The organism is Ignavibacteria bacterium (assembly GCA_017302895.1).
In the GTDB taxonomy this organism is placed as follows: domain Bacteria; phylum Bacteroidota; class Ignavibacteria; order Ignavibacteriales; family Ignavibacteriaceae; genus UTCHB3.
Map to the genome: position 1 here is coordinate 1,064,644 of JAFLBV010000002.1, position 19,985 is coordinate 1,084,628.

The 19,985-nt window shown below is 42.3% G+C and carries 15 protein-coding genes; 8 read left to right on the forward strand and 7 right to left on the reverse strand.

What is annotated here, in order from left to right:
* Positions 1-72 precede the first annotated feature (72 nt).
* Positions 73-993 carry a hypothetical protein gene (locus J0L60_12090; protein MBN8546861.1) on the reverse strand — a complete coding sequence of 307 codons (921 nt, stop codon included), beginning with the start codon at positions 991-993 and terminating at the stop codon, positions 73-75.
* Positions 994-1,082: 89 nt separating this feature from the next.
* Positions 1,083-1,271, reverse strand: coding sequence for a hypothetical protein (locus J0L60_12095; GenBank protein MBN8546862.1), 189 nt, complete (start codon positions 1,269-1,271; stop codon positions 1,083-1,085).
* A 105-nt stretch (positions 1,272-1,376) separates the two neighbouring features.
* On the opposite strand from J0L60_12095, the gene J0L60_12100 reads away from it, so the two are divergent.
* A complete protein-coding gene (locus tag J0L60_12100) occupies positions 1,377-2,843 on the forward strand; it encodes an aminotransferase class V-fold PLP-dependent enzyme (GenBank protein MBN8546863.1) in 1,467 nt (488 codons plus the stop codon).
* Positions 2,844-2,851: 8 nt separating this feature from the next.
* On the opposite strand, the gene J0L60_12105 is transcribed toward J0L60_12100, so the two are convergent.
* Complete coding sequence (locus J0L60_12105; protein ID MBN8546864.1) at positions 2,852-4,999, reverse strand: S9 family peptidase; 2,148 nt, start codon at positions 4,997-4,999, stop codon at positions 2,852-2,854.
* A gap of 182 nt (positions 5,000-5,181) precedes the next feature.
* Between J0L60_12105 and J0L60_12110 the strand changes: the two genes are divergently transcribed.
* Both J0L60_12110 and J0L60_12115 read left to right on the forward strand, forming a co-directional pair.
* Positions 5,182-6,168 (forward strand): SUMF1/EgtB/PvdO family nonheme iron enzyme, encoded by a 987-nt coding sequence (locus J0L60_12110; GenBank protein MBN8546865.1) that lies wholly within the window; start codon positions 5,182-5,184, stop codon positions 6,166-6,168.
* Positions 6,169-6,289: 121 nt separating this feature from the next.
* Positions 6,290-7,795 (forward strand): PAS domain-containing sensor histidine kinase, encoded by a 1,506-nt coding sequence (locus tag J0L60_12115; protein MBN8546866.1) that lies wholly within the window; start codon positions 6,290-6,292, stop codon positions 7,793-7,795.
* A 45-nt stretch (positions 7,796-7,840) separates the two neighbouring features.
* On the opposite strand, the gene J0L60_12120 is transcribed toward J0L60_12115, so the two are convergent.
* Positions 7,841-9,709, reverse strand: coding sequence for a T9SS type A sorting domain-containing protein (locus J0L60_12120; protein MBN8546867.1), 1,869 nt, complete (start codon positions 9,707-9,709; stop codon positions 7,841-7,843).
* Between the two features lie 273 nt (positions 9,710-9,982).
* Here J0L60_12120 and J0L60_12125 point away from each other — a divergent pair, with 273 nt between their 5' ends.
* On the forward strand, positions 9,983-11,383 hold the full coding sequence (locus tag J0L60_12125) for a T9SS type A sorting domain-containing protein (GenBank protein MBN8546868.1): 1,401 nt from the start codon (positions 9,983-9,985) through the stop codon (positions 11,381-11,383).
* 119 nt (positions 11,384-11,502) lie between these two features.
* On the opposite strand, the gene J0L60_12130 is transcribed toward J0L60_12125, so the two are convergent.
* Positions 11,503-12,225, reverse strand: a complete 723-nt coding sequence (locus tag J0L60_12130; protein MBN8546869.1) for a pyridoxine 5'-phosphate synthase — start codon at positions 12,223-12,225, stop codon at positions 11,503-11,505.
* 247 nt (positions 12,226-12,472) lie between these two features.
* Between J0L60_12130 and J0L60_12135 the strand changes: the two genes are divergently transcribed.
* The gene (locus J0L60_12135; protein ID MBN8546870.1) at positions 12,473-13,336 is read left to right on the forward strand and encodes a hypothetical protein; all 864 of its coding nucleotides are present in this window, start codon (positions 12,473-12,475) and stop codon (positions 13,334-13,336) included.
* Between the two features lie 92 nt (positions 13,337-13,428).
* On the opposite strand, the gene J0L60_12140 is transcribed toward J0L60_12135, so the two are convergent.
* Both J0L60_12140 and J0L60_12145 read right to left on the reverse strand, forming a co-directional pair.
* Positions 13,429-14,379, reverse strand: a complete 951-nt coding sequence (locus J0L60_12140; GenBank protein ID MBN8546871.1) for a hypothetical protein — start codon at positions 14,377-14,379, stop codon at positions 13,429-13,431.
* A gap of 86 nt (positions 14,380-14,465) precedes the next feature.
* Positions 14,466-15,176, reverse strand: a complete 711-nt coding sequence (locus J0L60_12145) for an endonuclease III (GenBank protein MBN8546872.1) — start codon at positions 15,174-15,176, stop codon at positions 14,466-14,468.
* Positions 15,177-15,402: 226 nt separating this feature from the next.
* Between J0L60_12145 and glmM the strand changes: the two genes are divergently transcribed.
* From glmM to J0L60_12160, 3 genes are all read left to right on the forward strand, one after another.
* Positions 15,403-16,752 (forward strand): phosphoglucosamine mutase, encoded by a 1,350-nt coding sequence (gene glmM, locus J0L60_12150; GenBank protein MBN8546873.1) that lies wholly within the window; start codon positions 15,403-15,405, stop codon positions 16,750-16,752.
* Between the two features lie 143 nt (positions 16,753-16,895).
* Positions 16,896-18,743 (forward strand): M1 family metallopeptidase, encoded by a 1,848-nt coding sequence (locus tag J0L60_12155; GenBank protein MBN8546874.1) that lies wholly within the window; start codon positions 16,896-16,898, stop codon positions 18,741-18,743.
* A gap of 80 nt (positions 18,744-18,823) precedes the next feature.
* A complete protein-coding gene (locus tag J0L60_12160) occupies positions 18,824-19,966 on the forward strand; it encodes an aminotransferase class I/II-fold pyridoxal phosphate-dependent enzyme (protein MBN8546875.1) in 1,143 nt (380 codons plus the stop codon).
* Positions 19,967-19,985 lie beyond the last annotated feature (19 nt).

Consider the following 19,985-nt stretch of genomic DNA (forward strand, 5'->3'; position numbering starts at 1 on the left):
ATTGTTAACAAATCACAAAAGGATGAAACTGAAACCGGTTCCGGGATTTTTCATCCGTGAGAAAATACTTTTCTAAAGTTTGCCACTTTGAGCCAGCCAGACGGCTCCCATTACAGGCGGAAAGTCCGTTTGTTTCAATTCCACCTGCGGCAGTCTTTCGGCGAGTTTTGCTTTGAACATCTCTGAAAACCTGTTTGATTTAACCAGAACACTTCCGACGAACGAGAGTCTCAAAGGCTCATCACCAAATTTAGTCATCATAGCTCTTACATGGTCAATCAATCCGTCAGATTCTTCATCCAGAATTTTGAGGGCGATGGCATCCCCCTGACCGGCAGCTTCAACTACCAGGGGAGCAACTGATGCGATATCAAAATTATTGGTATAAACTGCCGTGATTAAATCATTCGGTTCCCTGAATCCGAATTTTTCTTCCACGAGAGTTCTTATCAGGGTATCTTCACCTCTTCCGTCAATCGCTCTTCCGGTAGCCGTAAGACCCCTTTGCCCGAGTTTGAAGCCGCTTCCTTCGTCACCGAGAAATCTGCCAAGCCCGCCAACCCTGTAAATATCTCCACTTTGATTTTTGCCAAACATGATGGAGCCTGTACCGGCTATCAGTATGGCTCCGCTGACACCGGGAAATGCCGTTTCGAGTGCAATTCTTGCGTCAGATACGATGGAAAATTTTTTGAGGTTGATATTGTTGGAAAGGAATTTTTCAGTTACTGCTTCCTCGAGTCGCTTTGCATCCGCAACCCTGCCGGCACCTGTGGTTCCGAGTACCGTGGCAACGAGGTCGTTGTAATTAAGCTTGTTTGTCGAAATGAAATCGTTGATAAGATTGAAAAGTGTCTCTGATACGGCTTCTACACCGTTCATCAGGAAGTTGGAGTTTCCGCCGAAACTCTCTCCAATCTTGTTATTTTGGTCGTCAAGACAAAAAAGATGTGTCTTGGTACCGCCTCCGTCTATTCCTATATAAAACTGCATCGTCTATTTTCTTATTTTTGGACAATTGTTTTTTAAATTCTTGTCTGAAAAATAAGAAATGATGGTCTCATAAAGAAATAAAGAGACAATTATTCTGACATCAAATAAAAGATTCCGTATAGTGCGCTGAATAACAGGGATACCGAGATCGTTACAAGCAGAATTTGCTTGGTTTTTTTCTTCCGTTCCTGTGCAAGGAGAAACCGGTTTGTCTCAGTGTAATCGCGCTTGTAGTCACCTTTATTTATGTCCCAGTTTTTATGATTTGGGTCTAACATAATATATCAATCAAAATTTGAGTGAATCAGTAGTTAATTTAACCTAAAAATCCTGATTCAGATTTAAAAGATTTTCTCGAACCCAAAATAACATACAGATTAAAAATGACCAAACTTGAAGAACATTTTCTCTCTTTTCGCCGCAATACTTCCGGAAACGATGTGACCATCGACACGATTCAGGGGAAAAAGAAGCTCATCTATGCTGACTGGATAGCGAGCGGAAGACTCTACCTGCCGATCGAAGAGGCAATTGCCGGCCGGTTTGGTCCTCTCGTGGGGAACACCCATTCCGAGTCTAACTATACAGGTTCGGTAATGACAAGGGCATATCACCATGCTCATAAAAAAATCAAAGAGCATGTGAACGCCTCGAAGAAAGATATTATTATAACAGCCGGTTCAGGCATGACGGGCGTGATCAATAAATTTCAAAGAATTCTCGGATTAAGGGTACCTGAGTTATTGAGGAAATTTATCCACATGGAGGAGACTGTAAAGCCTGTCGTTTTTCTCACCCATATGGAGCACCATTCAAATCAGACTTCATGGCTCGAAACAATCTGCGATGTGGTGGTGGTTCCACCCGCTGAGAACGGCCTCGTTTCTGAAGAGAACCTGATAATAGAACTCGAGAAATACCAGGACCGCCCTGTGAAATTTGGAGCTTTCAGCGCCTGTTCGAATGTAACAGGAATTGTGACTCCATATCACAAACTCGCAAAAATCATGCATGAAGCAGGCGGATATGCTTTTATCGATTTCGCGTGTTCCGCCCCTTATGTGGATATAGACATGCACCCGGCAGACCCCGCAGAAAAACTGGATGCCATCTTCTTTTCACCCCATAAATTTCTCGGCGGACCGGGAACACCCGGCGTACTCGTTTTTGATTCGGAACTTTATCATAATACTGTGCCCGATGATCCGGGTGGAGGCACAGTCGACTGGACAAACCCCTGGGGTGAATACAGATTTGTGGATGATATTGAAGCCAGAGAAGATGGCGGAACTCCTCCGTTTCTCCAGACAATAAAGGCTGCAATGGCGATCATGCTGAAGGAAGAGATGGGAACTGAAAACATCCTTTCCCGTGAGCATGAGATGCTTCCGGGATTCATGGAAAAACTCGAAAGAATACCCGGACTCCATATCCTTGCAGGCAACCACAGGGACAGGCTCGGTTGTGTATCATTCTATATGGATAACATCCACTATAATCTGGTTGTGAAAATTCTTAACGACAGGTATGGAATTCAGGTCAGAGGTGGTTGTTCATGCGCAGGCACTTACGGACACTATTTGTTAAATGTGGATCCCTGGATGTCCAAAAGGATCACCGAAAAAATCAGCCATGGCGACCTTTCAGAAAAGCCCGGATGGGTCCGTGTCTCGATTCATCCAACAATGACCAATGATGAAATTGATCTGATTGCCGAGGCGGTTTCCGAAATAAGGAAAAATATAGACCGGTGGTCGTCAGATTATAAATATGACAACCACCGTAATGAATTTGTTGGTACCGGAGGCGACCCTGTCCTCGAGGTTGGTGACCTCTTCAGGTTTCGCTGACCGTCAATCTATTTAGTGTAGCCCATTCTGTCAAGAATAAAAGCGTACTGGTAAGCCACTTCCTTCAATCTGGCATATCTTCCCGAGGCTCCACCATGACCGGATTCCATGTTCATTTTCAGAATGGTTATATTGTCATCCTTCTTGAGCTCTCTTAGTTTCGCAACGAATTTTGTCGGCTCATGAAAACTTACCTGTGAGTCGTTCAACCCGCCGGTTGCCAGAATGTTGGGATATTTAACCGCTTTTACATTGTCGTAAGGCGAGTAGGACAACATGTATTTATAATACTTCTCTTCCTTTGGATTCCCCCACTGCTCCCATTCCTGTGTGGTAAGGGGAAGTGTCTCGTCAAGCATTGTATTTATTACATCCACAAACGGGACGATAGCCAGCACAACATGGAAGAGGTCAGGACGCATGTTAACACAGGCACCCACGAGCAGTCCGCCTGCACTTCCACCCATTATTGCAAGTTTCTCCGGCTTTGTGTATTTATTGTCTACCAGATATTCTGCACAGGCGATGAAATCGGTGAATGTATTCTTTTTATTCAGCAATTTGCCATCCTCATACCACTCTTCACCGAGTTCGCTTCCGCCCCTTATCTGGGCGATGCCATAAACGAATCCACGGTCAACAAGGCTGAAAACCGACGAGTTGAAGTTTGCTTCGGTTGAAGCACCATAGGATCCGTATGAATATAAGAGTGCTGGATTACTTCCGTCTTTCTTCAAGCCCTTTTTGTAAACCACAGCCATCGGTACTTTTTTCCCGTCGGGAGCTTTTGCCCACAATCTTTCAACCGTATAATCATCAGGATTGAATCCACTCGGAATCTCCTGAACTTTCAATTTCTTCGTCTGACCGGAAAAAACATCATACTCGAAAGTAGTCCACGGTCTGTTGAGTGATGTGTAGGTGTACCGGATTGTTTTCGAAGTATACTCAGGTGTACCGCTCAGATTGAGAGAATAAACAGCTTCAGGGAAGTCGAGCCATCTTGAAACATAGGTGTCGAAAGTGATGGTTCTCAGCTTCCGCAATCCTTCGGTTCTCTCCTGAACCACCATAAAATTGCTAAAGACATCAAGGTTTTCAATCTTCACCTTTGGGTCATGAGCAATAAGGATATTCCATTTTGACATCGATTCGTAGCCCTTCAGTGGAGCTTCATAAATCATGGAATTCTTCGAATTGTCATCTTTGTAAAGAACAAAGAATTTAGACTTGTGTGGATAAACAGAATACTCAACATCCTTTTTACGCGGCATGAACGGTTTGAAAGTTCCTGTCGGATTGTTTGCATCGAGTAATGAAATCTCGCTTGTGGTAAAACTTCCGGAATAAAGCATCAGATAATCGTTTGTTTTGCTCTTGTAAACCGATATATTGAAAAGTTCATCCTTCTCCTCGTAAACAAGTGTTCCGTTCCCTTTTCCGAAAGCATCAGCTCTGTACAACTGGTAAGGTCTCAGAGCCTCGTTCCCTTTTACATAAAAAACGGTTTTACTGTCGTTCGCCCAGGCAAATGACTGAGTGCCCGGAACAAAAAACTCGAGGTCTTTCCCCGTCTGAAGGTCTCTGATTCTAAGATCATCCTCGGCGAAGGAACCGGTCGTGTTGCTCGAATAAATCGCATAACGGTTGTCACTGCTTAATTCATATCCTGAAAACAGAAATGTCGGTTTTCCCTCTGCCATCTTATTTACATCAAAAATCACTTCCTCGGGAGCATCGAGGTTCCCTTTTTTACGGCAGTGAATGTTGTATTGTTTTCCTGTTTCTGTACGGGAATAGTACCAGTAGCCATTGTCGAGGTATGGTACACTGTTGTCCTGTTCCTTTATTCTTCCCTTCATTTCATTGTATAGTGTCTCCTGCAGGACTTTAGTGTGTCCCATTACCTCATCAGCATAGGCATTTTCTGCTTCGAGATACTTTATAACCTCGGGATCCTTTTTATCCTTCATCCAGAAGTAGTTGTCGACTCTTTTATTTCCGAATTCTGTAAAAGTAACAGGTTGTTTTTTTGCCACGGGAGGTGCCGGGTAGTCTTTTTGTGTTTTGATCATTTTGGGATCGTCCTTCTTTTGGGCAGTGGTAATTCCCGTCATCAGCAGAATGACAGAAACCATCAGGATAAGATTTTTCATGTATCTTCTCGGTTAGTAAAAAAATGATGAGAAAAATAAGCATAAATTTAAATTTTGAACCTGTAAATATGCAGGAACGGATTTAAATAATTATAAACAGAAGGTGAAACCATTTTGGACTTTCTGATAATGCAACTTCCCTTAAATTGCGGCTTTTATTTTAATTATTGATGGAACAACCGATGTCCCTTTTTTCTTTAAGATTTCTCCTCCTCCCCGTTTCAATTTTATTATTGCAATCAGTCACCCTCGCACAGAAAGACTCGGGATATTTCGCTTCCGATGGTGAGTTCATGCGGCTTGTTGATGGCGGCACATTCAAAATGGGAGCCACTGAGAAAGAAAAATATCTTATTTCTGCATCAGTTCCTCAGCATACAGTAACCGTCTCTGACTATTACATCTCCACCACCGAAGTGTCGCTGGCAAATTTTAAAAAATTTATTGACGAAACGGGATATAAAACCGTGGCAGAGATAATTGACTCAAGCTATATAAAAACAAAGGATGATTTTGCGTTTACTAAAGGGATTAACTGGAGACACAACGAGTGGGGGTATCTCAGAGACAGCATGTTCAACGACTTCCCTGTCTTTCATGTAAGCTGGTACGACGCCATAGAATTTTGCAACTGGTTGAGCAAAAGAGAGGGTTTAAATCCTGTTTACACAATCGACAGATCCACTATCGACACTTGCAATAAAAGCGAATATGACAAGCTAAAATGGAGCGTAACCTGGAACGATAATCTCCCAAACCCCGGCTACAGGCTCCCCACTGAATCAGAGTGGGAATTCGCTGCAAGAGGCGGAAATCTGAGCAAAGGCTATTTTTACAGCGGAAGTGATGAAATGAGTGATGTAGCCGTATCAGAAAACGAACATCTTATCTATAAAGGTTCATACCCGGTCGCAGGAAACACCCCCAACGAACTGGGTATCTACAACATGAGTTTTAATGTGATGGAATGGTGCTGGGACTGGTATGCAGATTATAGCTCTTCACCAAAAACCAACCCAAAAGGTGCCCCCTCAGGTAACTGGCGGGTTAAGAGAGGCGGCGCATGGTACGGCCTCGGTTTCGAAGGAAAACCAGCCTACAGAAATGGCTATTCCTCAGACACCACATTTTTCTGTCAGGGCTTCAGAATAGCGAGGAGTAAAAAGTAGTTTCGGAGGGAAAGCTCGTCAAGCAGGGTGATTTTCAAGATTTTTTCGATATTTTTTGCGAAAACCTCTTTTTATTTCGTATGTTTAGCCGGTTGTTGCGTTAATTTACGAAAGCCTTGAAATGGCAACTTTTTTTTACCCCGACGGTGAAACATTTGAGAAACCGGAAATCACCCGAATCTACGAATTTACTGTCAAAGATTTGCCCGATGCCGTTTACTGGGTTGACAAGGATGGCAAATTCGTCTTCGTGAATCCTGCAGCATCTCTGATGTATGGCTATTCTGAAGATGAATTCTCCGCCATCAATGTTTGCGACCTGGCATCGTGCTCAATCGAGAAGTGGGCAGAAGAATTTCTTACTCTGAAAGAAGCCGGCTCCACTACCCGTGAAACCGAACAGAAGAGCAAGTCAGGATCATCAATCCCTGTTGAGGTTAAATCAAGTTATTTCGAACTCAACGGAGAAGGATACGCCTGTAATGTAGCCAAGGATCTTTCAATCCGAAAAAGGGCATTGAAGGAACTCGAAAGAAGTGAACTGAAGATGCGACAACTTCTTTTGAACAGCATTGACGCAATTCTTCTTACAAAACCCGACGGTACAATTGAATCTGCAAATCCCAGCGCCTGCAAAATGTTTCAAAGGAGCGAGGAAGAAATTTGCAGAGTCGGAAGATCAGGCATTGTTGACATCATAGACCCCAGGTTGCCCCTCGCTCTCGAGGAAAGGGCAAAGACGGGGAAATTTTTTGGTGAACTCACGGGCCTTTTACCTGACGGAACAAAATTTCCAATCGAGGTTGCAACCGCCTTTTATCACATCGACGGACAGCCTCATAGCAGTATGATAGTCAGGGATATCACCTTACGAAAAAAAGTTGAAGCCGAAATACAGCTAAACTCCGAAAAACTCGCTGCAATCAATTCAACGAAAGATAAATTCTTCTCGATGATTTCTCACGACCTCCGCAGCCCTTTTCATATTCTCTTAAATTTCTCTCAGATGCTCCTGGAAGATGCTGATAATTTATCCAGAGAGCAGATTAAGCACTACGCTGATACTCTTTACAAATCGATATCGAATTTATATGGACTTCTCGAAAATCTTTTAAACTGGTCTTTGGTACAAAGAGATAAAATCTCTTTCGAACCGCAGGAGTTAAATCTTACTTTCGTTATAGATCAGGCATTCGAAATAGTCTCTACAACGGCTCTTAAAAAAGAGATAGTTTTAGTGAATGGAGTTTTGCAGGATACGCTGGTTTTTGCTGACAAAAACATGCTCACGACAATCATTCAAAATCTCGTTTCGAACGGGATAAAGTTTAGTCACCGGGGTGGATCGATTCTGGTGACGGCTGTAAAAAGCGAAGACGAACTGGTTTTGATTGTCAGCGATAAGGGTGTCGGGATAAAAGAGTCTGACTTACAGGCATTGTTTGAACAAAACGGGAATCTTCAGACTTCCGGAACTGAACGAGAAAAGGGATCGGGTTTAGGACTCGCCCTTTGCAGGGAATTTGCAAAAAGACACGGCGGATCACTCGAGGTAATCAGTCACCCGGGAGAAGGCAGCCGGTTCTTTGTTTCATTCCCCGTGTCAAAGAATGGAAATGGTATTTGAAGCCCTGCCTCCGTTAACAGGGCTTTCAATCTTGAATCTGTTCGATTATTTAATTACTATCATTTTCCGCGAAGCAACAAACCCGTCGGTCTCCATCCTGTAAACATAAACACCTGATGAGAAACTTGATTTTGCAGAAATGATATCAAAATCAACCTCATGTACTCCCGCATTTTTGTATCCGTTCACTAGAGTGGACACAAGGTTTCCGGTAATATCATAAACTTTCAATGATACCCAACCAGGTTTCGGTAATTCGTATGAAATAACCGTGGACGGATTAAATGGATTGGGGTAGTTCTGGAAAAGTGCATAAGCGTAGGGATTGGCTAAATCGATGAGTAATTCATTTGAATATGAGAAATCACCGTTCAGATCTATTTGTTTAAGTCTGTATTTGTAAAATCCGGGAGATTGTCTCTCATCCTCAAAATAATACCTCGATGGAAACAGTGAAGTCCCTTTGCCCTTAACAAATCCCACTGTCGACCAGGTCAGGTTTTTATCAAAAGCCGTTGCCATTTTTGCCCTTTCCACTTCGAAACCACGATTATTCACTTCCGTTGCAGTCTGCCATTCGAGAAAAATCTTGCTCTCTTCCACAGATGCAGAAAAACCGGTAAGCTCAACAGGGAGAACCGCTGCAGAATCAAAGAATGGGGCCGTCCAAATTGACATGGTGGTGTTGTCGGCTCTCATCCAAATTGGATAGACTCTCCCTTGAAATGCTGATATTCCGGTATAATCACCGAAAAACACGGCCGGTGAGGGGTTAAAGGAGGTTTCACTAACCTTAAAATTCTCCCAGGTAAGCCCGCCATCAACAGATTTGGCAACAAAAACATCAGTAAGATTGCTGGTGGTGTTTCTTCTGTCATAAAAAATTGAATACAGGACTCCGGTCGCCTGATCCACAGTAAGCCAGCAGAAAAATTGATGCCTTGTTGTGTTGTCGTTGTTTACTTTGATCGGAGCACTCCAGGTGTTTCCTCCGTCTGTGGATCTTGCGATGAAGACATCCGTGTTTGTCGACCCTGCTCCCTGATCAGACCAGTTGATGTAAATATTACCACGATGAATTCCCCGGGAAGTGTCGCAAACTGTTACTGTCAACCCGTTGGCACGGTAGATTCCGGGAACAGAGTAATCCCATCCACCTGGGTGGGTGGCTACAAATCTGTCATTTCCAAAGGTCAGGCCACCATCAAGTGACTTGTCAAACATTATCCCGTGTGGACCCGTCCAAGAGACATAAACTTCTCCATTTGGACCGACTGCAGGTACCGCGCCCTCCACTGTATTGTCTTCATCGACACAATCACCACTTCTGTCACTAAGTTTTACCGGTGTGCTCCAGGTAATTCCCGCATCTGTGCTTCTACTGAACAGAATCCTCGAACTGTCGGAGACTGAACCGCTCCCGTAATTATCGAATTCTGTCCATGACATGTAAATATTCCCTTTGTAGAGAGGACTGTGATAATCTGCTGCCAGCCATTCTTTGTCCTGCTCTTTAGGCGGAGTAAGTCCGACACCTGCACCGTCATTCCAGGTTGTTCCGTTGTTTGTAGATCTTTGAACGACTATCCTGTCGATCCAGTATCCCACGGTAGGATTCGAGAGGTGACCGTAGTAGAGATACCCGCGGTGATCGTATAAAAGGCAGGGATCACCCCATACACCGAGTGTGGAAGTCATCTGTTTCTGCGTCCATGTGGCTCCCCTGTTTGTAGAAACATAAAAATAACTGATGTTCGCTCCACCAACAATGATGTCTGGATTGGTCGGATTGATCGCTATCGACACCTCGTTCGGGCTCGATGCTGTCGTTGTTGACATCCTGATATTCTGGAATTGCGGAAGTACCTGTGTCGAAAAAACTATTAAAAAGAGCAATATCTTGCACGATTTCATGATGCTTAACTTTCTTTATCTTAAGATTCTTCTCGGAGAATTGATTCAATCTGATATTTAAAATAATCAATTCTGTTGACTTGATAATGAACCGTAACTTTTTTTACCGATGTAAACAAAATCTCTTTTGAAATTTGTTATTCTAAAAATAATTACTTACTTTTCGAAGTGTCTTGTATTTTGTATGTGAATTATATATGAATTTAACATTGATATATTCAGGCATCGACTTACGATTTCTTAAAATTATGTTAATCCCGAAAGGATTAAAAGATGAAAACCTTCACAAGAATCCTCCCTTTTTTCCTGTTTATTACATTATTCTGTTTTACTGATCAGTTATTTTCCCAAAATCATGAAACCTCCATTGGCAGGGCTCCGGCTACAAAGGGTCCTGTAAAAGAGATCTCCAAAAACGATAATTTGGCAACAACAATCGCCTATGGCAGCGATGGAATTGGTAATCTGTGGTTTAGTGCCGCAATTCCAGCAGGTACTCTTACACAGATTGGACCCAACGGTGGATTTCTGCATATGGGTGGAGATTTTGACGGGCAGGGAGTCTTCTACGCGATAAATGGTAACCTCAACGCACTTATAACCGTAAATTATTTGACCGGAGCTGAAACTGTGGTTGGTGTAATTACAGGCGTTACCGCAGGACTAACGGTCACCTCCATTAGTTGGAATCCTGCGGACTCCAAAATGTACCTAAGTGCCTCAAATTTAACGACTTCATTTCTGTACACAATAAATTTAACCACTGCTGCTGCAACTCTTGTCGGCGAAATTACAAACGCTCCGTGTATTATCGCAATTGGAATAAATTGCACCGGTGAGATTTATGGGGTTGATATAGTGACAGACAGTCTGGTGTCAATAAATCCCGGAACAGGTGCCGGAACAGTATTGGGAGCGTTGAACTTTGATGCGAATTATGCTCAGGATGTTGACTTTGACTTCGCTACAAACACTCTTTACCTTGCTGCCTACAACAATACTGCAATGTCTGGTGAACTGCGTACAGCAAATTTAACCAATGGCTCAACCGCCTTGGTACTGGGCTGGCCCGGCGTTGAACTGACTTCATTTGGAATTCAGGGAAGCTGCGGTCCTGTCCCCGTTGAATTAAACCGTTTCGAGGCTGTTCCTAAAGACGGTCAGGTTGAACTGCAATGGGCAACTTCCACCGAAACCAACAATAAAGGCTTCAGCATCGAAAGAAAATCTGCCGATGTTTTTATCGAAGTTGGCTTTGTTCAGGGAGCCGGAACCACTACTGAAATGAAGCAATACAGTTTTACTGACAGAAATTTTCCGGCAGGAACTCAGATTTACAGACTTCGTCAAATCGATCTCGACGGTACTGTTGCTCTAAGTTCAGAAGTGACTGTCGAAGTTGGAGCTCCCACAACTTTCAGTCTCGATCAAAATTATCCCAATCCTTTCAATCCGTCAACCACAATTGAATACAAGATCGCAAGAAGCGGGAAAGTAATGATCACCGTTTATGACCTGCTCGGAAGGGAATTGGAGGTACTTGTGGATGAAATGATGACTCCTGGTAGTTACTCTGTGAAATTTGATGCCTCAGGTTATTCAAGCGGAATCTATCTCTACAAACTGGAATCTTCAGGATTTGTACAGACCCGCAAATTAATAATTATGAAGTAACCCTTTAAAATATCAAAAGCTGTCATCCGAGCCCGGGTGACAGCTTTTAATTTATTCGCAAGAAAAGCTTCCTCTTTCCCGGTAACAATTCTTCACGGGAAAATATTTCGCTGAATCCCTTATTGAACACCAATCTTGATAAGGTTTATCATTTCTCTTACCGCATTATCAATGCCGACAAACATTGCTCTTGCAACTACGGCATGCCCGATACTCACTTCATCTATCGTATGGATTGATCTGAAAAGTTTGATGTTGTGATAATCCAGTCCATGTCCTGCGTTTACAACAAGTCCGTTTTTATGAGCGTAAAGGGCTGCCGCCTCAATCTTGTCGAGTTCTTCTACAATCTTTTCCTCCGTTTTTGCTTCGGAATAAACTCCTGTATGAATTTCAATCATGTCCGCACCCGACTCGAGTGCTGCATCAATCTGCTCATTCAACGGTTCAATAAAGAGTGAAACCTTTATTCCGGCATCTTTCAATCTCGCATTACAATCTTTCAATGACTGAAGATTTGCGATCACATCAAGTCCTCCTTCAGTGGTCAGTTCCTGCCTCTTTTCAGGAACAATGGTCGCCATCTCCGGTTTGATATCGCAGGCAATTTTGATAATCTCATCATTTGCTGCCATTTCAAGGTCAAGCTTTGTTTTTACTAATTGTCTCAACAAAATAACATCTCTGTCCTTGATATGCCGCCTGTCTTCACGCAGATGTACAACAATTCCATCTGCTCCTGCCTGCTCTGCGATTAGTGCAGCCAAAACAGGGTCGGGCTGGCTGCCACCCCTGGCATTTCTAATGGTTGCAAAATGATCTATATTTAAGCAAAAACGCATTTCAATTTCCTTAATAATTTATTCTAACTCGAACCGTAAAGTTACAAAGGTAAAAGGTTGAATCAAAATTCAATTTTATTCACCCATCCACACAGCGAATCGCAGCTTAGGTGTAATTTTTTCAGGGAGTTTCAGTTTTACAAAATTTTGTTTGATTCGGGAACAAACGGCATTAAGTTGTTTGTATAATGAACTATAAACACTAATTTTGCAGTAATCATCAATAATAATTTAATTGGAGTATAATTTGAGAAGAACGATTTTAATCTTCATTATTATGGCAAGTGTTGGCTTTGCACAACACTTCATACCTCACCTCGATAAACAGACACCAGAGTTTAAGAGTTTTTTGAAAGAGTATGGCATCAAAAATTTGCTTGAAAAACTGATACCGACAGATTCAACCTTTATTGATAACTTCGACCCGGCTTCCCAAACAATGTTTACATTTGATAAAAACGGAAACATCCTGACTGCAAAATCAAAAGGATTTAGTTATGTCAGTTCAACCGTCGACAGTTTTGTTTACAATAAATCCGGAAAACTTGAAAAAATAATTTCTTCCATGATCGAGGGACACGCTTCAGAAGGAGCCGGCATCATCAGCGTAAGAGAGTTTGTGTATTCCAAAGACAATGGCCTCATTACCAAAGTCCTTTATAAAGAGATCGAAAACGGAAAAACGAGAGACTATGGCTCTTATGATTACGAATATGATAAAAAGTCGGTTCTGAAAAAAATTACCGATAACACAAAAATCGTTTTCATGGGAGAAGAGATGCCCAGGTGCGACTACATTTTCGATGCAAAAGGAAAAATGGTAAAAGAGGTTTCCGCTGCCCGTATAGCCGAGCACAAATATGATGCTGCAGGCAGAATTCTGGAGACCATTGAGAGCGTTGAAGGACTCGACCCCTACACCATCACATATACTTATGACAATGATGGCAAATTGTTAAGCAAAAAAAGCAGGAGTGAGACTTCTTTCGGTGATGTTGAGTATCTCTATGCAGCGACAGGAGTTCTTTCAGCACTTCAGGAGAAATGGGTTTATGGATACGACATCCCCTCAACATATTTTGTAACTCAATACTGGTTTAATGTAGATTAAATCTGTTTTAATACTCTTCATATAATTGTTCAAGGGTGTCCGGAAGGCAATTCGCTACAGCAGTGAATGCAAACCAGCTTTCTGTACACCCTTCATTGTTTCAAAAGTCTTTCCACGAATGCATCCGAGTTGAATTTATCTGAAAGTTCTGTCATATACTCATTCAGTCTCTTTTCGGATTCGAGCATGGCAAGAAATTCTTTGAGTTCATCAAACTCCCTTACCTGTTTTGGTTTATCAATCTTTCTTGCACCAAGTTCCCGAACAAACGCTGTATATTCCGCAAATATTTCATGTCCTTTGTGCAGTTCCTTAAAATCCAGCACATCCTCGGCCACAACATCCAAGATATGTTTGAAGAATTCATGATTTCCAAGTTTTATCATTCTTTCAAGAAGCCAGTGATCAAGTTTGAACAACCGGGAGACATGAAAGTCGGATATCCCTGAAACCATTGGGTCATTTCTTCTCGTATCCGGCTTTATACAAATTGAAGCTGCGGTAAAAAATCCGAGATAGGTCAGCATCCAGCTCTTTTCTTTTTCATCTTTTTCATAGAGTTTTACGAGCCCCATCTCCTTTAATGCAGAGATTGCAAATCTGAGATTGGTTTTACAGCGGGTGGCACCGGAAGCAGTTATAGCAATATCGGCGAAAGTAAGACTCTTCTCCTTGTGGAAATCGATAAACCTGTCAATTATCTCGAAAAGGTTGCACTGCTGTTTGTAGAGTTCATTGAAATGGGTGAGAAGATAAACAAGTAGCCAGTATTGATAATCCATCTCGCTTATCGACCGTTCAAGCTCGGAGTCCTCGTTATTGAAGATATCTCTGTTTACCCAGAAAAAACTTTTGGATATTCTCTCTGAAAAGATTTTAGCATTGTATGAAGTGAGGTGGTGCTTTGCTTTTATCTGTTCAAGCTCTCCTTCAATCAGATAAATGAGATGTTTTACATAAGTCTCCTCACCGGGGTGAAGTTTTTCCTTCTGCACAGCTATCAGAAGGTCTTCAAGTTTGTTTAAGAGATCGAAAGCAGGCATATAATTTCCAAAAGTATTCGATTAAATTTAGAAATATTTTTTCTTTTCCTGACAGCAATTCCGATTTTCCAATAAAAAGTATTTTACTACAACCTGTCCAAAAGCAAAAAATCGTTGTGAGAATATTTTTTCTCATCAGAATGAAGGTTTTTGTCCTCAAACTTGCAAACATTAAGAAGGGGACAATGGATGCAATCAGGATTCTGCGGTCTGCAAAACTCCCTTCCGAGTAAAATCAGATTGCTGTGAAAACTGTGAGCCAGCCCGTCAGGTATTTTTCCAAACAGAAGTCTGAAAGTCTTTTCCGGCTGATTGCTTTTTACAAGTCCAACACGGTTAACTATTCTGTTCACATGTGTATCCACCGGACAAACATTCCTCCTCAACGAAAAAAGCAAAACACACGAGGCAGTTTTTACACCGACCCCTTTGTAAGAGGTGAGCTCATCAAGTATTTCAGTATCCCCCATTCGTCTGGTGTGCTCTAGATTGAGAGTTCCCCGTTTTTCCTGTAAATCATTCAAAACTTCAAGAATTGCCGCAGATTTCTGCCTCCCCAATCCCGCAACTTTTATCTGCTCTTCCAAATCCTCCCGGCTCAAATTTCTTATTTCTTCCCAATCCCTGAAATTTTCCTTCAGATTTTTATACGCCTTCCAGGAATTTTTGTCATTTGTGTTTTGCGACAAAATCGTACCAATCAGCACATCCAACGGATCCTGAAAATGGTCACTTCTCTGTGGCTCCCCGTAATATTCACGGAGCAGACTGTCAATCTTTTTTATTTTCGCTTTCATATCTGCCTAAGTTGAGTACCTGAGTACTTGAGTACTTGAGTACTGAGATTCCGAAGTTCCGAAGTTCTGTGGTTCCGAAGTTCTGTGGTTCCGAAGCACTCATGATTCATATAAGTTTGTTATTTTTCATGATCAAAATTACAAAAATAATTCACTTGTAAAATAATTAACACTCAAGTCACTCAGGTACTCCGGTACTCAAGTTTCTCAACCAAAAGGAGTTTTCATGCCCACATTGATGGTCAGCATATCAGGAATCAGGGGAATTGTAGGCGATGGTCTCGATCCCGAAATACTGGTAAAATTTACATCCGCTTATGCCAAATGGATAGGAAGCGGAACAGTTGTAATCGGTCGCGATTCAAGAATAACAGGAGCGATGGTTAGTGCAATTACTGCCGGTGCCCTCAATGCTCTCGGAATTAATGTAGTAGATATCGGGATAGTTCCAACTCCGACCGTTCAGTTTGCAGTTAAAACTCTGGGAGCTCAGGGTGGAATTGCGATCTCGGCGAGTCACAATCCGAATGAGTGGAATGCTCTAAAACTTCTCAATTCAACAGGTCAGTTTATGTCGCCTGAAGAACACAATGAAATGAAAAAATACCTCGGGCAACCCGCTGAATACAAACCATGGGACAAAATCGGTCATACCACATTTAATCACGAAATGCTCAAAAACCATAAAGAGAAGGCGCTTTTGCTTCCCTTTATCGATGTGGAATTGATCAGATCAAAGAAATTTAAAGTTGTTGCCGATTGTGTGAATGGCGCAGGTGTTTATGTGATCCCCGAGTTGCTCCGTGACCTTGGTTGCGAAGTGATCGAATTAAATTGTGAAAAGACAGGCATCTTCCCGAGATTACCCGAACCACTTCCTGAGAACCTCGTTGAAACGATGGCAAAGGTGAAAGAAACGGGTGCAGATCTCGCTGTGGTTGTTGATCCCGATGCCGACCGCCTCGTTCTTATCACAGATGAAGGCGAACCTTTTAGTGAGGAAAACACCATTTCACATGTGGTTAAATGGGTACTTTCAAAAAATCCGGGAAATGTTGTTGTTAATCTCTCAACCACCAGAACCGTGGATGATGTTGCCAAAGCTGCAGGTTGCGAAGTGTTCCGCTCCCCCGTCGGAGAGGCAAATGTCGTACAAAAGATGAAAGAGACCGGTGCAGTTATAGGTGGAGAAGGAAGTGGAGGCGTTATTTATCCTGCACTTCACTACGGCAGAGACTCCCTGGTTGGTGTTATCATTACACTCCAGCATCTTGCTGAGTTTGGCGGAAAACTATCCGATCTGAAACGGGCTTTACCTCAATATAGCATTGCCAAAAAGAAAATTGATATCTCCGGTAAATCACCCGACGAAGTTCTGGCTGCCATGGTGGAAAAATATAAACACGAAAAAGTTAATACCGATGACGGTTTAAGAATCGACTTCCCGGATCACTGGGTCCATTTCAGAAAGTCAAATACTGAGCCAATCATTCGTGTCATAGCAGAAACCACTTCCTATGATGAAGCAGTGAAACTTTGTGAAAAATATTTCGCGGAAATAATCTCCCTTTTATAGAACTCCGGAGTTCTGAGGTTCTGAGGTTCTGAGGTTCTGAGATTCTGAGGTTCCGTAAAGTTTTTTAACCGCTCGTCAAGTATTATTGTTGAAATTGCGGGTCTGTGCATAATTTGGAATTCGATTAAATTAAGGATTTCAAGATGCCAAGACCCGTTTTTTCATTACTGTTATTTTTACTCCTCTATATACCCTCTTTGGTTGCCCAAAATTCAGATCTCTTCATTTTCCGTGAATTTCAAAATGCGGTTAAGAAGGGAACGCGCACTTTTGACGGTGTGCCCGGTGAAAAATACTGGACCAATTCCGCGAAGTATAACATCAAAGCCGCTCTGGAACCGGTAACGGGGAAAATAAGCGGGAGCGAAATAATAGAGTATTCAAACAACAGTCCCGATGACCTTAAATCCCTTGTTTTCAATTTCTATCCCGATGTCTATAAAAAAGGGGCACAGCGAAATGTAAAATTCCAACCCGAAGATATCACCGAGGGGATGGTCATCCATGAATTAAAAATAAACGGAACTGATGTGCCCGCTGCCAAAATCCAACGAAACAAAGCACTCGGGCTCGTCAAACTGTCCGAACCTCTTAAGAAAGGTACTACTGCGAAAATAGAAGTGAAATGGGAATTTACCATGCCTAAAAATCCCGATGACAGAATAGGTACCTATGGCGATTCATCTTATTTCGTTGCCTACTGGTACCCTCAGGTGGCAGTTTACGATGATATTTCAGGTTGGGATATGGTCGGATACGAAGGTGAACACGAGTTTTACACCGATAACTGCAGTTTTGAAGTGGAATTGAATGTACCAAACGGGATACTCGTTTGGGCTACCGGTGACCTTAAAAATGGTTCGGAAATCTATTCCAAAGAATGCCTCAAGAAACTGGAAGACCTCAAAAACCACGACAATGTAACAGTCATCTGCCAACCGGAAGAAGTAAAAAATATTCTGTTGCCCGGTAAAACACATACTTGGAAATTTACAGCAAAAGATGTACCCGATTTCAGTTTTACAGTGGCAAATGCCGTCAGATGGGAAGCTGTAAATCTGAAACTTGAAAACGGAAAAAGGAATGTCCTTATTAACTCTGTTTATTCACCCGGCGATACACTCACTCCCGAAGTAATAAATCTGTCGAAGCACATAATAAAATATTTTTCCGAAGTCTTTCCGGCCGTCCCTTATCCATACGATTACATGACTGTCTTCAACGGAAGTGGCGGGATGGAATTTCCTATGATGGTGAATCAGGACACCGAGAATGACCGTTGGCTGACTACCTATGTTACCACTCATGAAATCGCACACATGTATTTTCCATTCCTTACGGGCACAAATGAAAAACGGTTTTCATGGCTCGACGAAGGGATGGCTGTTTACCTCCCGCTGAGCGAACAGACAAATATTTTCCCCGGATTGAAATATGACGAAATCAGTGCTGCAAACCTCAGCAGGAACATGGGAACTCAGAGTGATGTCCCTCTGATGGTGCCTTCCACATTTGTATACGGTCCGGCCCACATGATGGGTGCCTATTCAAAATCAGGTATCGCATTTCTGATTCTCGAAGATATCATCGGAAAAGATGCCATGCGTACAGCATTGCAAACTTTTATCAAAACATGGACACATAAACACCCGACACCCTACGATTTTTTCTTCTCAATAAACAAATCAACAGGTAAAAACCTCGACTGGTTTTGGAAACCATGGTTCTTCGAGTTCGGTTATCCGTCCCTGATCTTAAACGACAGCGAAGCAAACTCCAAACGAAAATTTGAAGTGGTTAAAAAAGGTAACTGCCCTGTGCCGATCCATCTTGAAATTGAATATGCCGATGGTTCAAAAGAAACTGTAACCAGAACCGCTGAAGTTTGGAAGAATGGTGAGAAATCAGTAACTTTCGACCTCAAAGGAAATAAAGAAGTCAAGAAAATTTCCCTTGGATCACCTAAGATTCCTAATGCAGTAATCCAATAATGCAGTAATGCAGTAATATTTCACGATTATTGCATTATTGGATTATTGCATTATTGGATTATTGCATTATTGGATTAAAAATGAAAAGTAAACTTCCCGGCGCACCCGTGTCAATTTTTGCAGTAATGTCAGCTTTGGCACGAGAGCACAATGCTATCAATTTATCGCAGGGTTTCCCTGATTTTGATCTCGATCCTGAGCTTATCGAGTTGATGGATATGAATATGCGCGCCGGGAACAATCAGTATGCACCTATGACAGGGGTGCAGCAATTGCGGGAAGTGATCTCGGAAAAGATATTCAGGGACTATGGCCGGCAATACGACCCCAATAACGAGATAAACATCACCTCAGGTGCCACTCAGGCGCTTTTTACTGCTTTTAATTCTTTCGTTTTTCCGGGAGATGAGGTTATTGTCATCGAACCGGCATACGATTCATACATCCCGTCAATAGTTTTGAATGGAGGAATCCCGGTTGCGGTTCCCCTTGAGGAAAATTTCAGATATGACTGGGACAGAATAAAATCAGCAGTTTCATCAAAAACCGCAATGATTGTGCTAAACTCTCCCCACAATCCTCTGGGCACTGTTTTTCACGATGACGACATCTCTGCGCTTGTAGAAATCACAAAGGATACTGACATCATTATTCTCTCCGATGAGGTTTATGAGCACATAATTTTCGACAGACGGACACACTTAAGCATGGCACGGTATTCGGAACTTGCGGAGAGATCAATTGTTATTTCGTCATTCGGCAAAACTTTCCACGCTACAGGGTGGAAGGTGGGCTATGTTGCCGCTCCCGCGAAATATATTGCGGAATTCAGAAAGATTCATCAGTTTACGGTTTTTGCGGTAAATACTCCGGCACAGATATCATACGCGGAATTCTTGAAAGACCCCGAACATTACCTCCATTTGAACGAATTTTATCAAAAAAAGCGGGATTATCTGAATGGCTTTTTCCGGAATTCCGGATTGAAATTCACACCTGCTGAAGGTACATATTTTCAGATTTATGACTATTCCGAATATTCAGATGATGACGATTTCACTTTTGCGAAGAAATTAACAGCGGATGCAGGTACTGCGGTGATTCCACTTTCACCGTTTTATTCAACTAGAAGTGATGCAAAAAAAATCAGAGTCTGCTTTGCAAAAAAAGACGAGATCCTCGAGGAAGGTGCAACAAGAATTCTAAAGTATCTGAACAAATAAGCTACATCTGCTTTCGATG